This is a genomic window from Bdellovibrio reynosensis, from assembly GCF_022814725.1.
GTDB classification, from domain to species: Bacteria; Bdellovibrionota; Bdellovibrionia; order Bdellovibrionales; family Bdellovibrionaceae; genus Bdellovibrio; species Bdellovibrio reynosensis.
In genome coordinates this window covers 739204-758631 of sequence record NZ_CP093442.1, presented here as the reverse complement: position 1 = coordinate 758631, position 19428 = coordinate 739204, and the positions used below count along the sequence as shown (strand labels likewise).

Here is a 19428-nt window from a genome sequence, read left to right as displayed (position 1 = left end):
AAAACTTGTTTGCAAAATATAAAAAGCCTTTCGGCTGCACTATTCACATTCTTTACATGCTCGCATGCATTTTCAGTTTCGCAAATTAATTCAGAATTTCAACTGTCGATACCTAGACAATTCCAACAAAATTTGATCAACAAAAAATGGGAATCCCTCATGAACAAAGAGTTTCAGGGAAATTGGCAATTTCCTGATCAAGAGGTGATGGCTCAAGCAGTGCCGGTGAAATTTAAAAACATCACAATGAAAGTGAAAACGTTTTTAGAGAAACCTTCACTTGATCCGAACGCCACCGTGTTGCAGTTGAGTTCAAAAAAATTGGAAGCAGAAATTCAAATGTCTGAAGTTTCTGTCGACACTATAGTCGAACGGGAAGTCAGCGGCGTTATCGGACGTTTTAGAATTCAAGCAAGCTGTAAAAACGTTTTGTTATCTTTGAATCCAGGCCAGGGAAATTTTTCGATGATGATTTCGCCGTCGCTAGAAAATTCTACGGCAGGAACTCAACTTCAGTCTGTGAATATCTCATGGCTTCCGGGCAGCTGGACCGCTCAAGGGATGCAATGTGAGGGTGCCCAGGGTTTTGAAACGGTGATCAGAGATGAAATCAATAAGATTGCCAACGACTCTGCACGTTTCGTCGAGCCGCAAAAAGAATTAATTAAAAAGTACGTGCAAGACTATTTAGGTGGATATCAATTCGATTTCTCACAAAGTCGTCAATTGGTCGTAGCTCGACCTGATATCAAGGTCACTATGAAGGTTGATGAGTTTAAAGACGTTGCTAATCAAGGTGCTTTAGTTAAAGGTCGCTTGATTATTGATTTCTTGCAGGCGGCTGATAGTGAAGTCAAAGTGCTTAATCTTTCCCAAGAAGAAGCCTTCGCCGACGCGACGGTAGCTAGCCTACGTCTGCCTAAAGACTTTATTAAAGAAGTTGTTAGCCACGCCTATTCAGCGAACTCTTGGTTGCATAAAGTAACTTCAGACAACCTTCCTGGCTTTTCTAATGTTATGGCTTCTCGTTTTGCTCAGTGGTTTGTATGGCCTGAGTTGATGAGCTATTCTCGTTACGATAAATTCCTTTTCTCAGTTTTTTCATCTAAAGATGTGACAGTGGATGGATCAGGGATGTCTTACCAAGTGAAGGGAACCTTCCTTTCTAAGATGCAGGCACCTAAAGGATCGCAATACGTTCCATTTATGAACTTTGCTATTCCGTTGACCTCAAAGGTGACTTTGAAAGTTGAAAATTCAAAAGCACAAGCTACTTTTGTAAATCCAACTATGGGTCTGACTCCATACTGGGAACCGTCTTACTTAAGCAGATACGGGGCGAACCGTAAATTTAAGGCGTCCACGATTCGCGATAAGATCGTAGGTGGACTTTGGGGAAAAACTGTTTCTGTGGCGATTCCAGATATTCCGCTAACAGAAGGTTTGTCTTTAAAAGTGAAAAAGGTTCTTTCGAGCTCGTCGCAAGATTTAGTTCTAGAGTTAAATCTGTAATAGAAAAAATATTAAGACCTAAATAGAAGGAGCCCGTAAAAAGGCTCCTTTTTTTTTTTAAAACGAAGCGGATAGATTCATACTGAAGGAATCATTCTTTTCGTACACTCCCAAAGGAGTATCGCTTTCACCTGCAATATAACTTCCTGAGACTCCCAAGACCCAGCGATCAAAGAAACGACGACTCAATCCGACTTCATAAAAGTTACTGCCGTGGTTACTATCATACAAGCCGGATAAGGAATAAGTCCAAACTTCAGCCCAACTTAGTCTAAACCCCATCATCCAAGCACTTCGGAAAATCTCACTCACGGAAAGATTGGATTCGCTTTCTTTTTGCGATCTCGTGAAAGAATGCTGAAGGACTGCAACTAAAAGACCTTTATCAAAACTAAATTGTTTTTCGAAGCCGACAACACTGTCGTTACTCCAACCGGGTAAGTAAGGGTCTGTTCCTAAGCTTTGGTTGTAGGCGCTAGCAAGTTTAAAAAGGAATCCAAATTGATTGCTAGTAAATGCAAGGCCCGCATGACGAGTTCGATAGTTGCGGGTGTTTAAAGTGATATCGGGGGCCACTGCGAGGACTGTTTTGGGCGAGACCTCGATGACGTCTCCTGTAACCACAGGCTGAATTATGGGAAAAGCAGCAACGCCTTCATAGAAACTTAAACCCACATCTACTATAGCTCCGTGATACTGCACGCGAAAAGCAGCATTGTTTTTTAAAGCATCATCAAGTTCTGTTTCAGTTCCATACTTATATCGGGGGCGATCGGGCAAAGCTAAGACCAAGTCATTTTCCGGAGCTTCAGGAACATAAATTTCCCGCGGCAGCCACCGGCTTTCTGTTCCTGGCAATATGGCGCCACGGTTTTGCGGAATATAGACCAGCTCAATATCCCAAGAACCGAAGGTCTGAGAATAATCAACAACGGGTGCCCCAAGTTTTCGGCTGTGCAAAGGATCAAAGTATTGTTTAGAGTTAATCACGTCTAAGGGATTATAGCCATCCGTGACTCCCCAAGAAAAAATCGTGTAGCCCACTTGCACAGAGGCGGTTTCGCCTTTGTAGCGTAGGTAGGCTTCGGTGGGGTCAGCGAAATATCTTTCTTCTTCAGAGTTGTTATTGGGATTAGCGATCAGTGTCGGCTTTAAATATAAGCGCAAGGAATCTTTGTATTTCCATTTATAGATAGGGTTTAGTTCCAATTTATAAAGCTCGCGATTGGTATCGTAGCCATAAATTTCAGGAAAATAGGTGCTTTCTATTTTTGAATCTAAATTAAGACTCCATTCAGTCGCGCTGGCTGCCCACGAAAAGACGGGCATGAGTGATAGAAAAAATAAAAGCCATGATTTCATCTTTATAGAAGATCACAGCTTTTGGTTTAAAACTATTTGTGAAAAGACAGGCTTAAGTGGTGGCGAACTTGTTCACGTATTCGATCACGGAACTTTTATATTCTGTTGGTAAATTGATAAAACGCAGTCCCGCATAGCCATCGCCGCCTACGTAAACGACTTCGCAAGTGGCAGGAATAGTGATGAATAAATTCGGACTGGTTAAAGTGCCTTCGAAGCGTTCGCCGATTTGCAAGTTGCGGGCATCGTTGATTCCAATGCCACCTTCACTGATAGAAATCACGCGACAGCTAAAAGACCCCTTCGGACCTTCACAAGCCAATGTCCCGACGATTGGAACCCGTGGGTGTGAACGGCGACTGATTCCTAAATCTTCCACAACTCGTGGAACAGAATAGACTTCTTTCCATGGGGTTTTCTCATCAGGGGAAATATCAACGAACGAATAATCAGAAAGAGTTTTTAAATGGGCGATCAACTCAGAATATTTTCGCGGCGGCAGCTCTTGGCCTTCCACACGAATGCGCCAAAGACCCGGAGGTTCTGCATTTGAAACTTTCATTCCCACGTCATTTAAAGCCTGACGCCATTTTGAAGGAGTCATCCATTCGCTCTGACCGCGGCCCCAGATTTGTGGGTCTTTTGCAGAGCCCAAGCGAGCTTCAATTTCATCTTGATCAAAAGGGCCGGTGGTTTGACCTTCGCTAAGAATAAACCAAATTTTTGGATGCGCCACAGAGTCTCCTAATAATTGCCGCTTGTGCTTTATTACAGCGAAATGTATATCACTTTGTCTAGGAGAATTAATTCATGAAGTACATTATCGCGGGCACTGATCGTCCTGATTCCAACACTCTTAAAATTTCTAAACACATCCAATCGATCTATCAAAGTTTAGGGGAAGCAGTTGAGATCATCGACATGAAGGAAATGAAGTCCCACCTTCATGATGACATTCACTACGGAAAAACCAGCGCAGGCATGCAGCCCTATATCGACAAAGTTTTAGGAAGTGATGGTTTAATTGTTGTCGTTCCTGAGTACAATGGATCTATGCCGGGCGTCCTAAAATACTTCATCGATCACTTGAAGTTTCCAGAGTCTTTTGAGTATCGTCCAGTTTGTTTCGTAGGACTTGGGGGAATGTTCGGCGCGCTTCGCCCGGTGGAACATCTTCAACAAGTTTTTGGTTACAGAAATGCGTTTATCTTTCCAGAGCGCGTGTTCATTATGAATGTGCACAAAATTTTAGCGGCGGATGGATCGGTTCAAGATGAATTGATTAAAAACCTGTTAATGAAACAAGCTCAAGGGTTCCAGAAATTCACTGAGGCGCTGAAAACTTCAAAACTAGATGCCAATGCCGTTATTGCACAGAAAAAGAAGCCTTAGCATTTTTCTCTAAATGTTTTGCGTGAACTCGGCCTTCGAAATAAAGAAGGCCGATCAGTATCAAAGCCGCCAGAAACCATTTCGAATGTAAGATGGACTGTGGAATCATAGGCTTTATGTTCTCGTTCACCCTAGGATCTGGCAACTGAACTTCATGTAATGTAAAAGATCTTTGATTAAATAATCACTAATCTTGCGGGGTCGCGTCATTGTCTCGGTGTCCCAGCTGACAAGCCCCTTTATATTCTCTAAACTTAAGACTTGTGAAAATTTAAAAGGGGTTTCTTTTATAGAAACAGGTCACCACTCAAAAAATAATAATCTTTTAATGCTCTCTCTTGGCGCTCTTGGCGTTGTTTTCGGAGACATTGGAACAAGTCCTCTTTACGCTCTTCGCGAATGTTTTGGTGGTGAGTACGGTCTGCACCCAACGCCGGAAAATATCTTCGGTATTCTTTCTCTGATCTTTTGGACGTTGATCGTCATCATTTGCGTAAAGTACATGGCCTTTGTCATGCGCGCCGATAATAAAGGGGAGGGTGGAATCCTCTCGTTAATGGCTCTGGCCGTACGAAGCCAGCACGATAAAGATGTCGTCAGTCGCCGTCGCGTAATGACTGTTCTGGGAATTGGTGGAGCCGCCCTGCTTTATGGCGATGCTATAATTACCCCTGCGATCTCGGTTCTTTCAGCAATGGAAGGTCTTTCCATCGCTGAGCCTCATTTAGCGCCTTATATTATTCCGCTGACGGTCGTGATTATTAACGGGATTTTCTTAGTGCAAAGATACGGAACCGGTAAAATCGGTGTGATTTTTGGTCCAATGATTTTGATTTGGTTTTTTGTCCTGGGAGTTCTTGGTGTGGGCGGGATTATTCAAAATCCCGTCATCTTAGAAGCGATCATGCCCACCTATGCCCTTGAGTTCTTCTTAAGAAATGGTGTTCATGGTTATTTAGTGTTGGGATCGGTAGTCCTGGTGGTAACCGGTGGTGAAGCTCTTTACGCAGACATGGGACACTTCGGTAAACGACCTATTCGTCTTGCTTGGTTTTTTATCGCACTTCCAGCCTTGCTAATTAATTACTTCGGACAAGGCGCCTTGCTTTTAACTGATCCCGCAGCCATCACAAATCCGTTTTATATGTTGGCGCCTAAGTGGGCCCAGTTTCCGTTAGTCATTCTTGCGGCGTTTGCGACCGTCATCGCGTCTCAAGCCTTAATCTCGGGAGTGTTTTCGATCACTCGGCAGGCCGTACAGTTGGGATTCTGCCCGCGCATTTCAATCATCCATACCTCAAGCCAAGAAATCGGTCAGATCTATGTTCCTGCAGTCAATTGGCTTTGTTTCTTCGGTACGATCTGGTTGGTTATCACATTTAAAACCTCTAGCAACCTAGCTGCGGCCTACGGCATTGCCGTGACTTGCACCATGGTTATTACAGCGATCCTTGCTTTCGAAGTAGCACGCCAAAAATGGAACTGGAGCTTATTAAAAGCTTCAGCCATTTTCGGAAGCTTTATTGTTGTCGACTTTGCCTTCTTTAGTGCAAACATTCGTAAAGTCACCCACGGTGGCTGGGTGCCATTGGTTGTAGGCGCTGGGGTTTACTTAATGATGATGACTTGGCAAAAAGGTCGTCAGATTTTATTCCGTCGTTTAAAAGAACGCTCAATGCCGATTGAAGACTTCTGTCAGAAGCTTCTGCGCGAACCCCCTTTACGCGTTCCAGGAACCGCGATCTACATGTCCGGCGACCCTTGGGGTGTGCCAGTTCCACTGTTACATAATCTGAAGCACAATAAAGTTTTGCACCAGCGCGTGGCAATTCTAACAATTCAAACTCGCGAAGTTCCGTTTGTTTCTAAAAAAGATCGCATCACTATTCAGGAAGTCATTCCAAACATGTACCGTATTTTAGCGAACTACGGCTTTATGGAAATTCCAAAGATGAAGCACATCTTAGAGGCGTGTCGCCAACGCGATATCAACTTCAACGTGAATGAAACAACTTTCGTTCTGGGGCGGGAAACCATCATTGCTGATAAGTCTCAACAAGTCCGAAGCGGTGAGCCGGGCTTAGCCCACTGGCGAGAAAGATTGTTCGCCGTGATGTCGAAAAATGCCCAAAGACCAACAGCGTTCTTCCGCATTCCACCGAACCAAGTTATCGAAGTGGGCATTCAAGTAGAAATCTAAAGGTGCCTGCTTCTTTTTTGGGTCTACGGCGCGTCGACTAATCTAAATCTAAAGGTGCCTGCTTCTTTTTTGGGTCTACAGCGCGTCGACTAATCTAAGATGAGTCTTCGAATTTGATCTTTTTGTTTCATTCCGTCTTCAAAGCCAAGTTGTAAAAGTTGTTTGCAATATTCGGCTTCAAATAACAAAAAACTTGCGATTTCTGTGGCATCGTGAAGTGAGCCTAAACCTTTTAATAGATATCTGATCATTGGTGGAAGGTTTTGCAGTTTGTCTGCTGCGACTTCGCCGACTTCGCGACTTGGGCAAATCCATAAATATTTTATTGGACGAACAGAAAGTGTCGCTCTTTGAGTCTCTGTGAGTTTTTCGATATTCTCGTTAATGCGCTCAATCCTTTCGATATCAATTTCCATCCCATCCATCATCAGCGTATGAAGTAAAACGTTAAGCACTCGACCCACCGTCGGCGGTTTACTATGATTCGTTTGTTGAGCGGAATAACAGAGATCTTGTTTTTTCCTTACGCCAATCGCCAGAATTTTCTGCGCCCCCATATAGATCGCAGGACCGCACGGGGATTGATTCCTAATACTGCCATCACCGAAGTGACGATTGTCGATGGTGACTGGTGGAAACAAGACGGGGATCGATGCAGAGGCAAGCACATGTTTTTCAGTGATAATACTTCTTTCGCTTTGCCTGCGCACTCGTTGCCACATGGGAATTTCGGGGTGACCTTGAACGAATGTCACCGTCGAAGTTGTGAAATAATCCAGCGTTGAAATCGCTAGGGCCTTAAAAGCTTTATTGTCGATGTTGGTTTGAATGTTCGTAAAATTGCAGTGTTCATTAATTAATTTTTTTAGTGGTGACGTATCTAACAAAGCCATTCGCGGAGCATTCTTTTTAAAAGCTCCCAAAGATAAATCCGCCATCAATTGCAAACCACCAAGGGATAACGACAGTGGACTTGTGACGTACACTTGCTCTGCTTGAACGTTGCTCCATAGATCTGCAAGTTTCTTTGCGCCTTCACCGAAATGGCAGTGTGGGGTTGCTGCCAACAACGTGGTGTTAAGAGCGCCTGCGCTTAAGCCTGAATAATAATCAAAGGGATTAGCGATCTTTTCATCAGAGCATATGTCAGCCACAGCAGAAATCACTCCTGCTTGGTATGCAGCCTTAGCGCCGCCGCCAGAAAGGACCAGACCTAGGGATGACATTTCGTTTCCTCTTATTAAAATAAATCTATTCCCCCGAGGCAGTATTTAGAATGGAAATCTGGACTTGTTAGAAAATACAAACAGAGAGACTATAAATGTGTAACCAAGGTCAGATAACCAAAAAGCGTTATCAATCACGTTCCACAAGTTGGAACAAATTCAAGTAGGCCTTAGGTTCACAAAAAAAGGAGAGCCGCAAAAAGCTCTCCTTTTTCTTTGCTTCGAACGGAGACGGATGAAAAGGGCTCAATCGACTGCGTTGTCGGGAACCTTGCTTCTCTCCGACGTACCCTGCGGGTACGCCTCCGTTTCGCAAGAACCCCTCCGCCTTGTGCTTGAACCCTTTTGATCCGTCTTAACTCTCGTTAGGCTTCCTGGCTGGGCTTCGCCTTCGCTGGGGGCGCTCGACTTCGTCGTCGCTGAAAGGTGTCTCGCTTATTTTTTGCTTTTTGCGGTTTCGCTCCGTCGATGACTGGATTTTAGAATTAGCTTTCGTGATTTTTTCTGCACACTTTATTTGGGGTATTAAATTCTATTTTATGGATGAAGGTTTAATTCTCTGTGCTGATTGTTGCTTCGAAAAAAATCTTGGTAAATAGTTTGATGGTGTAAAACAACAAACCACAATTTAGGAGTTTTGTGATGATGAAGTTGGTTTTAAGTGCATTGGTGTTTGCGGCTGCTAGTACTTCTTTCGCGGCTGATGTTTATAAAATTGATACTAAGGCTAGTACAGTTGCTTGGAAAGGTTCTAAGAAAACGGGAAGCTCTCATGATGGTGCTATCGGAGTTAAGGCTGGTGAAGTGACCGTTGATAAAGGTCAAATCACGAAAGGTAATGTTGTTATGGATATGGCAACTATTACTAACGCTGACGTCAAAGATGCTGAGTACAATAAAAAACTTGTGGGTCATCTTTCTAATGAAGATTTCTTTAACGTGACTAAATTCCCGACGGCTACATTTGCGCTTAAAACAGTAAAGCCTTCTGTCAAAAAAGGTGAAGTGACTGTGGTTGGTGATTTAACAATGATCGGTGTGACACAACCTATCGAATTCCCAGCGAAGGTTTCTGTAGAGAAAAACACTGTGACTGGTGAAGCCCTTGTTAAAATCGATCGTACTAAATGGGGTCTTAAATATGGATCTGGTAACTTCTTTAAAGAACTTGCTGGTGATAAGATCATCAATGATGAGTTTGAATTGACGCTTAAATTGATCGCTAAAAAATAGACCGCCACCTCGTTAGTCTAAACCTGAAAGGCTCCAGAAATGGGGCCTTTTCTTTTTTCTCATTCTGAGACTACTCTTGGTCCCGACCAATTCCTTGGCAGCTTAGCGCCTAAAATGTCTTCGCGGGCTTTAATTCTTTCTGTCCTTCTTGTTTCACTGTGAGAATCATCTTTCGTTTCAGGCACTTGTCTGTGCCACTGGCTTGGCCAAGCTGTTGCAATACCTCACTGTGAACAAGGAGTTCACTATGAAAAACCTTAAACTGATTTTTTGCTCTTTAATGATTATGTCTATGACTGCTGCCTGCGCTAAGAAGGATTCTGAATTCGCTGCACGCTATGCAAGAAACAGAATGGGTGCGCCAGTGGCTGATGGTAAGAAAACTCAAGAGGCTGCTGAAAATGCAGAGGCCCAAGGTCTATTAGCTGATGTGGTTCGAATTGAAAGCGCTTATAACAATTCTCAATCTGCAAAAATTGAAGCTTTTGTTCTTATTAATGATCAAGAAATGTTAGTCTCTACGACTCATGCTAGAAATTCAGGAAATTATGATGCTAGCGGCGTTGCTCAAGGTACCGTTGAAAAAGCAGGATTTACTATCGTTTTCCGCAGCTTCTGCGCATCAAATACGGAATTAGCATGTTCGCGCTACTACGCTTCATTAGAAATCTATAAAAACGGTGCCCTAGTTATTCAAGAAGGTGTTCTTAGAGATTTCGTTGATCCAGATAAGAACAGATACCAATGGTATGCTCCAGACAGCGCTAAATCATTCGAAGCTCTTACAAACGTGTTGTATGAAGCAAGCTTAGTGGATGTTGAATCTTTACCCTAAGAGCTAAAAATTTATAAACTTCGCGAGGGAGAGGCTTTCACCAGTCTCTCCCTTCTTTCTTTTTGCAGCTCTTCATCCATGATGTCTGAAAGGTGAGAGTGGCGGGATTTTACCAGGCGATCAATTTTGATCAAATAGGTCGCGAGATGATTAAAGAGTTTTTCTACTTCAGCGTCGGTTTCTAATTTTCCCTGCTCTTCTTTAAGCTCTTCTGTAAGCCGATCTACGATGAAAAGAGCCGCATTCAAAGAAACTCCCACGTCATGCAAGAATTCCTTTTCCTGGGAGTGAACCTTAGTAACCTCAGCCATAAAACCTCCGTGTACTAAGTATTAAAACACCCGAAGAACCGCGCAATCTGTAGGTTTGCAGACCGCAATTAAAGGTGAATAATTTTCACCAGCGAATGTGATTTCAACAAACCAGTGTTGTGGCCAATATTGCACGGCGCGTAATAAAGTCGGACGCATTTGTCTTAGATCGCCTATATTTGATTACAGCTCGTCAAATGCAGAATAAATGGTGTTGAATCGGGACCGAAGTCGTGGCACCTTACTTGCTCATTAGCGTTCGGCGGATCCAATTTGGGACCACAGAATGCTCATGGAACAACACATGGATCGTGGTGTTTGGGGTTTTAGATAAGTTTTAAAAATAAAGTTTCACAAATTAAGAAACAAATAACCACGAATGAAAGGGAATCCAGTGAAAAAACAAATTTTATTATCACTGATTTTGGCGGGATCTATGGTTACTGCTGCTCACGCTGAAGAGCAAGCTAACCAACAAGCGAACACTAGCACTGTAAAAGTGACTGACGTTCAAAACAAAGAAGAAGCAGCAAAAGACATCGATAACGAGATCACAAACGCTAAAATGCGTGCTGAATCTGGTTCTAAATCAAAATGGTCTATGAGCGCTGACCTTACTTACAATGGTGGTAACTTGGTTGATCCATTGGGTAAAGTTCGTCCTAACTACTCTGGCGAAGCAAGTCAACAAGGTGTAACTCAAATGTTTGGTGATATCGGTGTTTCTTACCGTATTGACCCAAAAAACCGTTTGAGCCTTTCAACAGGTATTTCTGTAGTTCACCCTCTTCACAGCTCTGCTGATGAAATCTCTAAAATGTCTTCTGATGGTGGTGCTACTGACGTTTCTACTCCATCTATTTCTTACGGTCACACGGCTCGTATTGGTACGACTCAAAATTCATTCTCTGCTAGCTACTCACATGCAACTGCAGACTATGATGTGAACGTTACCAAATCAATTGGTGCTGTAGGTTTCGGTCACACAATGATCTTTGATATCGCAAACTCAAACTGGCAACCAGGTATCTCTACTTCTATCGGTTACTCTGTGTTTAGCGACGACGCTACTGCTACTGACGTAATCGGCAATAAAAGAAGAAGAAGCGATTACTCATTCGGTGTTTATCCGTTTGCTGAGTACGCTTTCAATGACACTTTCTCTTTCCGCACTGTATTCCGTCCATTCAGCTACAGCCACATGAGATCTGATGAAGCAGGCACTTTCGAAAAGAGCATGTACACTCAATCTATGGGTCTTGGTATCGCGATTACTCGTGACATCTACTTGTATCCAAACATGCAGTTCGCTCCAGAAAACTTGAAGCCAGAACTTACAAACGTTGGTCTTAACACGACTCTTAACGTATTCTAATTTCTGCTATAGAATTAAGTTTCTAAAAAGGCAGCCCTCGGGCTGTCTTTTTTTATGCTCGAATTCATCCAGGATTCTGGAATAGTGGATCTCATATGCAATATATTACATCTGAGGCTGGAATGATCCTTGCGAACCTCTTTATCTAGAGGTGAATATGGGACAGGAGATTCTTAAAAAGTTATATGCCGGTTCGTTCGCAGTCATAGTGATCCTAACCTTTGTAGGTTGTGATCAGAAACTTCACAGTGGCAAGATGCTGGATCTTGAATCAGCCCAAGCTGCAATTGTGGCAGCATCATCAAATCAACTTCCTTATCTTTCGGATAAGGAAAAAGACCTTTCAACAAATTCAAGTTACAGATCCATTCACACGGCAGTAAAGAAATACGACGGATCATTCAATTGCATTCCTGACCAAAACAATGAATGCCCTCAAAGTATAGAACTTCGAAATATTCTTTATAGTGGACAAGTTGTGATTGTCGACGCCAATAAAAGTCCTTGGAATGTGTTGCATTCAGCAAGGGATTTAAAAAATCTTAAAATCGAAGCGGATAAAATCATCGTAAGAACTCGGGTGCATTTCCCCTCGACTCATTTACGTTTAATTGCGGATGAGATCATTTTTGAAGAAAATGGAAAGATTGATCTGACTCCAATTGCTCTTGGTGAAGGACATTCATCAAAAGAAGCGATCGATGGCGCTGCTGGAAGCAACGTCTTTCTTCATACTAAATCATTCAAAGTTCTGGGTGCACAAAACGCGCGAATCATCATTCGCGGCGGGCAGGGTCAAAACGCAAGAAAAGGCACGGGACAGACCCAGGAAGAAATTAATAAGTTTGGCCGCCTTCGAGCAAAAAGTATTGTGCCGATCACTGATGCCGCAGTCCCAAAACAATTCTTAAGTCATGCTAGTTCTATTATTTTTTCTGCCGAACATAGAACACTAGGCAGAGACCTCTGTAAATATACGGGGCCTAAAAATGACCCTATCTTATCCTGCAAAACTCTTATTGATATAGTTAAGGCCCTTGGATTAGAGGGCGTGACTCCCGACGATGGAAAAGATGCAACAGCTGGTGGACTTCCAGGCGCTGGCGGTGCAGGTGGAAATTTATTTCTAAGTGCAGAGTCGAAAAATATTCCTAATATTTATTTTGATTTAACTGTGGGAAATAATGGACTAGGTGATCCGGAAAGATTTGGCTCCTTGGCGGGAACGCCTAATCCTTACTATAAAATTTCTTGGAGAAAAGTTCCAACCCACAGAGATGATTTTAAGGAAGATGTACCTGAGCTCAATGGGCCGTACTATAAAAAAGACGGCGCCTCAGTACTAAGCCCGTCGCAACCAGATCATCAGAATCAGGGCGGTAGAGTTCGTTCTGAACAAAGTCCAAGTTTTTATTTTTCGCGAATCTATTTTGAATTAAATCTTGCAAGAATTAAGGAAGCTTATTTGAAAAATAACTTCGAAGAAGCGGCCGTATTGTTGAAAGCTTTTAAAGAAAAGTTAAAAAATGCTGAAAATCATCCTGACTACTTAACTGTAAAACTAAGTGCCCAAAAAATTAATAATTCCCTTCTAGCGCAGAAAGATTATTTCGGGCGGGGCCTTAACGACGTTCCCAAATTTACTTTCTCTTTTAATGCAGCTCTTTACAAAGCTGAAGTAGATCGAGCTATAAGGTCTTATTACTTAGCTTCCATCTTTAAGAAATCACTAAAAACCAAAGAAGAAAAAGAAGCCGCGGCAAAAAGCGCCATGGAAGCAGTAGAAGCTAATCTAGCGACTACTTTGAAAGAAATTTCCCATGCACAACAGAAATTTACCAACCTTTCTTCGAATCTGGATTTGGCACAAAAAAAAGAAGCTTATCTTGCTGCTTATCTTGAAAACATCAACAAGCAGATTGAGGAAAAGGCGAAGCAAAATGTAATTTCGCGCCAACGAGCTGATCAGTTTAAAAACTTTTTAAAATCAGCCGCCGCCATAGCGAAGGTAATACCCTACGCTCAACCGGCATTAGGGGTTACTGCAGGCCTATTAGAAACAGTGTGGTCAGGACCAGATGCTATGACCCTAGAGGGCTTTGTTGCTCACTATGAAGAAATTCGTGGTCACCTTGATGGATTCGAAAATAAAGCCAAGTTCAATGAATCAAAGGCAGATTGGATTAAATTCAAGGATAAGTTTGATCATTCAAAATTGGATGGTTTGACTATTGAGGAAAAATTCGACCATTACAGTCGTTTACAAAAAGACCTCTATGACACTGCTAAGAAAATTGAGAAAGCAGACATTCCGCTAAAGCAACCTCAATTTCCGCAATCAGAAATCGAACAAGAAATTGCTAAACTTCGCGTGAGCGATCCCGTTTTAGCTCCGATGTTCAATCAATTGACTTCGTTGTTAGAAGATTTAATGCAAACAAAACTGCAAATTCAAAAAGATCATGTTGAGTATAGCAACTTAGTTGAAAAACTTTTCACCCATACCAATGATTTAGTAAAAGCTAGCGGATTGATTTCAAAAAAATATCTTGATGGTGAGTGGAATTTTGATGGGACTCTTCCGAGATTTGCGGAAAATGCAGCGCGGGATGCGGAAGAACGTTTGATTTACTTATTTAGTGAATTAACTCGTTCCTATAAATACCTTACTTTGCAAGAGTATCAGTCAAAGCAAGCTGACAGCCTAAAAGCTTTGCGTGAAAAGCTTCAAGTCGAGTTAGACAAAACTGACACTGAGGTGGCTATTGCACTATTGAAAGATTTTTATTTCGCTCAAATTCAAAGCTTAATCGGAGAGTTGACGACGAATCTTTTAAAATCGAATCACGGTATCACTTTGGCGACGACCGCGCCTCTCACTCTTAACAGTGAACAACTGGCTGTGCTAAATCACTATGGATACGTGGATATCCTGCTTCCTGAGTCAAAATACCAATACTACAAAAACGTTAGAATTTTTGATGTGGATGTTTTAGAGCATGAGGTGGAATTTAGTAAGGTGGAAGATGGCGTAAGCATCAGGCCTACTTTGTTTATGGATTTCCAGTTAGCTGAAAAAGGGACCATCAATGATGGTAGCCAAATTCATACATTCTATTATCCGCGCAACGTGAATCTTTTCCGCTGGGATTTTCAATTTAAATCGACAAGAAACGGTTCTGTTGAAATGAGTAAAAGTAAACTCAGTGACGAAACGAAGGGTATCTTGGGTAATTTAATCACCGATGGCTCTGTCGTTTCGAAGGCTTCCGTGTTCTCGTCCCATGCGGGCGTAACAACCGTAAGAATTAGAATCTCAAATGACTTAGAAGTAGCCGATAGATCGGCCGTGAAAGTGAAGTACCTAAGGGCTTCTCTAAGTTACTCGTACACGCAGTAATGCTTTTAGTGGCGGGGGCGGTCTGTTAAAGTCCCGCCGTCGGCACATGAGGAAGTAGCGGTAGAGGGTCAATGGGCCCTCTGTCCTTGCGAACCTCAAAATGCAAGTGCACTCCCGTGGCTCTGCCAGTTCTTCCCATGGCGCCGATCACTTCACCCTGGCGAACCTTTTGACCTTCAACCACAAGGATCTTATCAAAGTGAGCATACAGTGTTGCCCAGCCGTCGCCAGACTCGATTAGAACCATTTTTCCGTAGCCACGGAACTCACGACCTGCATAGATCACTGTGCCGGTCTGAGAGGCCAATATAGGCGTTCCTTTTGGAGCTGCTAAATCAATCCCTAGGTGCGGTCGTTTCTTGTGAGGTAAAAAACCTCTGGTCATACGAGCGCTGTCTACGGGCCAGTCAAAGGTCATTTCATTTTCGATGTAAGGACTTTGATCTGAGCTAGGATTTCGCGCGGCACTTTGAGTCGGTGGCGGAGATCCGGCAGCAAAATACTCCCGGGAAAGGGGAGTATGAAAGGTTGTGCAGGAACCTAAAGTTCCTACTGAAATAATGCATCCTGCAAGTTTTACGAGCTGTTTCCATCCTGGTGACATGCTTTGAGTATACGACATAAGCCCCTGATTCCAAAGTCTTTATTGAAATTGTGCGGGGCTTTTTTTGTTATCTGCCTGTTTTTAATACAGAGGGAACTGTTTGCATAAAGCTTTAACGTCTTCGTGGATGCGATTTTTAAGACCAACATCCTCTGGATTATTCAGAACTTGAGCAATCCACTTCGAGATTTGCTTCATTTCTTTTGTGCCCATTCCACGAGTTGTTAATGCCGGTGTCCCGATACGAACACCACTTGTGACAAACGGAGAACGTTTTTCATTTGGCACAGTGTTTTTATTAACGGTGATGCCGGCTTCATCCAAAGAATTTTCCGCAAGTTTACCAGTGATCTCCCGGTCGCTTAAATCAACCAAGATCAAGTGATTGTCTGTACCACCTGTCACAAGTTTAAACCCTTCAGAAAGCATTCCTTCCGCCAAAGCTTGCGCATTTTGAATCACATGTTCGCTATACTTTTTGAATTCAGGTTTTAATGCTTCACCGAACGCAACCGCTTTACCAGCAATCACATGCTCAAGAGGTCCACCTTGGATGCCCGGGAAAATGCGTGAGTTGATGATCTTCGCTTTTTCCTCAGAGTTAGTCATGATGATGCCACCACGCGGACCACGCAAAGTTTTATGAGTTGTCGTTGTTACATAATCAGCATAAGGAACCGGAGACGGGTGGTGCCCCGTAGCCACAAGCCCCGCAAAGTGAGCCATATCGACTAGCAGCTGCGCACCAACTTCATCAGCGATTTCTTTAAATTTAGCAAAATCCAAAGTGCGCGGATAAGCGCTATAACCAGCAATGATAAGTTTCGGCTGAGTTTCTTTCGCAGTAGCACGAATAGTATCGTAATTAATTCGACCAGTTTCAGGATCCAATTTGTAAGAAGCCGCTTTGAAAAGCATGCCACTGAAATTCACAGGCGATCCATGAGTCAAATGCCCGCCGTGAGAAAGATCCATACCAAGAATAGTGTCACCCGACTTACAAGCCGCAAGATAAACACCCATATTAGCTTGAGAACCAGAGTGAGGTTGTACGTTTACGTAGTTGATTCCAAAAAGTTTTTTAGCGCGATCAATAGCAAGTGATTCAACTGTATCAACGTTAACACAACCACCATAATAACGTTTGCCAGGATAACCCTCAGCATACTTGTTGGTAAGAATAGACCCTTGCGCTTCCATAACAGCACGAGAAGTATAATTCTCAGAAGCAATCATCTCTAGACCAAGCTCCTGACGTTCAGCTTCTTTATTAATAGCCGCAGAAACTTCAGAATCTACTTCAGCAAGAGGCAACGAGATGGAATGCATATAAGAAACTCCTTTAAGGCGGTCGCCGATAAGGGCCCATCTGACTGCGTTGTGCGGTCTTTCGCTTCTCTCCGACGTACCTTACAGGTACGCCTCCGTTTCGCAAAAGATCCTCCGCCTTGCAGCTGAACCCTTCTCGCCAACCTTGGCATTGTTAGAAAAAATTATTCCCCGAAAGAGGATAAATGAAAAGACTCAACGGAGAGTGTTAGTTTCAAGATTATGTTAAGGTTCATTTTAATATTCAAAATATGATTCACGAGTTCGGAAGTTGAAGGACTCTCGATCAAGAAATGTAGTGCACCCTTTGACGCGGTGAAACCGCAAAAAGCAAAAAATGCCATGACGGCATTTTTTCGCGCCAGCCCGAAGGGCAAGGGCAGGAGCCCGCAGCAAGCAGGCACCTTTTGGTAACACTGCGCAGAACCGGAGCGGTGGTTAAACCTTCCCCATCAGAATCTCGTAAATTTCGAGAACTTCGCGCTGGCTCTTTGGCAGAGTTTATAGGCTTAGTCCTCGGAGCGAGTTCCGCAGACGAGCCAACACACAACCAGCGGTAGCCAAGAGAAAAAGAAACGAGCGAGGACTGTCTGAGCGCAGAGGCCTAAGCCTATAAACTCTGCCAAAGAGCCAGCTAGCAAGGAGCCGACAATTTAGCGACCCGTTTCTGATGACGTCCGCCTTCGAAGCGGCCTTCAAGGAAAGACTTAACCATCTTCACAGCCAAATCCGGAGCCGTGAATCGCGCACTAAGAACAAGTATATTAGCATTATTATGTTCACGACAAAGCTTAGCAATATCCTCATTCCAACAAAGTGCTGCACGCACCTGAGGATTGCGATTTGCCCGAATAGCCATACCTTGGCCTGATCCGCAGATCAGAATACCAATAGCAGGACCATTGATAGAATCTTCGATATTGTTTTTTTGATTTGAAAGTTCTGCTTCGACAACGTGTTTGCAGACCTTGTCGGCATAATCAGGGTAATCAACAGAATCGCCGCTATACGTTCCCATGTCCTTCCATTGAAGATCAGGGAAGGCCGCCATCACTTTAAGTTTTAAATCCAACCCAGCGTGATCACAGCCCGTATATACAACCATTTTTATTTCCCTTGATACTTTGAGAAGATCATCGAGGCGTTTGTGCCACCGAAGCCAAAGCTATTATTTAGAACATTGTTAATGTTTCCACGACGAGCTTCGTGTGGAACATAATCAAGATCGCAATCCTCACTTGGATTATCCAAGTTGATTGTCGGAGGTACGATTTGATCGCGAATCGCCATCACACAGAAAGCAGATTCAATGGCACCAGCCGCACCCAGTGCGTGGCCCATCATTGATTTCGTAGAAGAAACCCAAACGTCTTTAGCATGGTCACCCATCAAGCGTTTGATCGCTGAAGATTCCAAACCATCACCCATCGGTGTACTTGTTCCGTGAGCATTTACGTATTGAATGTCTGAAGCTTTTAAGCCTGAATCTTTAAGTGCTTCCGACATGGCTTTGTAACCACCAGCGCCTTCTGGAGCTGGTGAAGTCATGTGGTAAGCATCCGATGAAACACCGTAACCAGTGATTTCACACAAAATTTTAGCGCCGCGTTTTTCAGCGTGCTCTAAAGATTCAATACAAAGAACGGCAGCACCTTCCGCAAGAACAAAACCATCACGGTCTTTATCCCAAGGACGGCTGGCTTTTTCAGGGGCATCATTGCGAGTTGATAAAGCTCTCATCGCAGCAAAACCACCGACTGCAAGTTTACAGATGGTGCTTTCAGAACCACCGGCCAACATCACATCTGTGTTGCCATCGCGAATATAGCGAACAGCATCACCGATAGAATGTACACCCGAAGCACAAGCCGATGTCACAGAGTAGTTTGGTCCTTGAAAACCCAACTCAATGGAAACCTGGCCTGCTGCTAAGTTTGTGATAACTGCAGGGATGAAGAAAGGGCTGATGCGACCAGGACCTTTCTCCTTCACTTTCAGTGTGGATTCTTCGATGATTTGAAGACCACCGATACCCACACCGATAATCACTCCCGCTTGAGCTTTCACTTCCGGAGTCAGTTCTAATTTCGCCATTTCCACGGCCATTTTAGAAGCTGCAATCGCGTAGTGAATGAATGTATCCATCTTCTTTTGCTCTTTTTTCTCAACGTAAAGATCAGGATTAAATCCTTTCACTTCACCAGCAAAAGTCACATCAAAGCCTGTCGTATCAAAGCGGGTGATCGGTGCAATACCAGATTTACCTGCAATTGCATTAGCCCAGCTGTCCTCAATGGTATTACCAAGGGGAGTCACTGCGCCAACGCCGGTAACGACTACTCTTCTTTGCGGTTTAGATGGACGTTCAAATCGGGAGGTCATAAAAATTAAGCTTTTCCTTTTTTCTCAAGGTAAGAAGCTACGTCTTGAACTGTTTTTAGCTTTTCAGCGTCTTCATCAGGAATTTCAAGATCGAATTCTTCTTCCATTGCCATCACAAGTTCAACGATATCCAAGCTGTCAGCGCCAAGATCGTCGATAAAAGAAGCTTCAGGCTTAACTTTATCTGGATCTACGCCTAATTGCTCAACAATGATATCTTTTACTTTTGGATGAATTGCCATTTTGTTTCTCCTTATAGTGCGTTCA

16 protein-coding genes are annotated in these 19428 nt (G+C 43.3%); 7 read left to right on the top strand and 9 right to left on the bottom strand.

The annotated features are described in order from the left end of the window. The first annotated feature begins 159 nt into the window (after positions 1-159). Positions 160-1512, top strand: coding sequence for a hypothetical protein (locus tag MNR06_RS03490; RefSeq protein ID WP_243538634.1), 1353 nt, complete (start codon positions 160-162; stop codon positions 1510-1512). A gap of 57 nt (positions 1513-1569) precedes the next feature. Here the strand turns inward: MNR06_RS03490 and MNR06_RS03485 are convergent, their stop codons facing one another. Continuing rightward, entirely contained in the window at positions 1570-2874 is a 1305-nt protein-coding gene (locus tag MNR06_RS03485; protein ID WP_243538633.1) for a hypothetical protein, read from the bottom strand. Between the two features lie 52 nt (positions 2875-2926). Then, entirely contained in the window at positions 2927-3610 is a 684-nt protein-coding gene (locus MNR06_RS03480) for a PilZ domain-containing protein (protein ID WP_243538632.1), read from the bottom strand. A gap of 74 nt (positions 3611-3684) precedes the next feature. On the opposite strand from MNR06_RS03480, the gene MNR06_RS03475 reads away from it, so the two are divergent. Together MNR06_RS03475 and MNR06_RS03470 are read left to right on the top strand one after the other, a co-directional pair. Next, a complete protein-coding gene (locus tag MNR06_RS03475; protein ID WP_243538631.1) occupies positions 3685-4266 on the top strand; it encodes an NADPH-dependent FMN reductase in 582 nt (193 codons plus the stop codon). A 328-nt stretch (positions 4267-4594) separates the two neighbouring features. Further along, positions 4595-6466, top strand: a complete 1872-nt coding sequence (locus MNR06_RS03470) for a potassium transporter Kup (RefSeq protein WP_243538630.1) — start codon at positions 4595-4597, stop codon at positions 6464-6466. 89 nt (positions 6467-6555) lie between these two features. Here the strand turns inward: MNR06_RS03470 and MNR06_RS03465 are convergent, their stop codons facing one another. After that, positions 6556-7692 (bottom strand): patatin-like phospholipase family protein, encoded by a 1137-nt coding sequence (locus MNR06_RS03465; protein ID WP_243538629.1) that lies wholly within the window; start codon positions 7690-7692, stop codon positions 6556-6558. Positions 7693-8334: 642 nt separating this feature from the next. On the opposite strand from MNR06_RS03465, the gene MNR06_RS03460 reads away from it, so the two are divergent. Both MNR06_RS03460 and MNR06_RS03455 read left to right on the top strand, forming a co-directional pair. Then, positions 8335-8925, top strand: coding sequence for a YceI family protein (locus tag MNR06_RS03460; RefSeq protein WP_243538628.1), 591 nt, complete (start codon positions 8335-8337; stop codon positions 8923-8925). 247 nt (positions 8926-9172) lie between these two features. Next, on the top strand, positions 9173-9760 hold the full coding sequence (locus tag MNR06_RS03455) for a hypothetical protein (RefSeq protein WP_243538627.1): 588 nt from the start codon (positions 9173-9175) through the stop codon (positions 9758-9760). A gap of 11 nt (positions 9761-9771) precedes the next feature. Here MNR06_RS03455 and MNR06_RS03450 read toward each other — a convergent pair whose 3' ends face one another. Beyond that, entirely contained in the window at positions 9772-10071 is a 300-nt protein-coding gene (locus MNR06_RS03450; protein ID WP_243538626.1) for a hypothetical protein, read from the bottom strand. A 394-nt stretch (positions 10072-10465) separates the two neighbouring features. On the opposite strand from MNR06_RS03450, the gene MNR06_RS03445 reads away from it, so the two are divergent. Together MNR06_RS03445 and MNR06_RS03440 are read left to right on the top strand one after the other, a co-directional pair. Beyond that, positions 10466-11446, top strand: a complete 981-nt coding sequence (locus tag MNR06_RS03445) for a hypothetical protein (RefSeq protein ID WP_243538625.1) — start codon at positions 10466-10468, stop codon at positions 11444-11446. Between the two features lie 157 nt (positions 11447-11603). Then, positions 11604-14846, top strand: coding sequence for a coiled-coil domain-containing protein (locus tag MNR06_RS03440; RefSeq protein ID WP_243538624.1), 3243 nt, complete (start codon positions 11604-11606; stop codon positions 14844-14846). A gap of 25 nt (positions 14847-14871) precedes the next feature. On the opposite strand, the gene MNR06_RS03435 is transcribed toward MNR06_RS03440, so the two are convergent. From MNR06_RS03435 to acpP, 5 genes are all read right to left on the bottom strand, one after another. Next, positions 14872-15468, bottom strand: coding sequence for a M23 family metallopeptidase (locus MNR06_RS03435; RefSeq protein WP_243538623.1), 597 nt, complete (start codon positions 15466-15468; stop codon positions 14872-14874). A 63-nt stretch (positions 15469-15531) separates the two neighbouring features. Further along, complete coding sequence (gene glyA, locus MNR06_RS03430) at positions 15532-16779, bottom strand: serine hydroxymethyltransferase (RefSeq protein ID WP_243538622.1); 1248 nt, start codon at positions 16777-16779, stop codon at positions 15532-15534. Positions 16780-17413: 634 nt separating this feature from the next. Then, positions 17414-17884: an RpiB/LacA/LacB family sugar-phosphate isomerase gene (locus tag MNR06_RS03425; protein ID WP_243538621.1), complete on the bottom strand. Its 471-nt coding sequence runs from the start codon at positions 17882-17884 to the stop codon at positions 17414-17416. Positions 17885-17886: 2 nt separating this feature from the next. Then, positions 17887-19161 carry a beta-ketoacyl-ACP synthase II gene (gene fabF / locus MNR06_RS03420; RefSeq protein WP_243538620.1) on the bottom strand — a complete coding sequence of 425 codons (1275 nt, stop codon included), beginning with the start codon at positions 19159-19161 and terminating at the stop codon, positions 17887-17889. Positions 19162-19166: 5 nt separating this feature from the next. Next, complete coding sequence (gene acpP / locus MNR06_RS03415) at positions 19167-19403, bottom strand: acyl carrier protein (RefSeq protein WP_041871683.1); 237 nt, start codon at positions 19401-19403, stop codon at positions 19167-19169. Positions 19404-19428 lie beyond the last annotated feature (25 nt).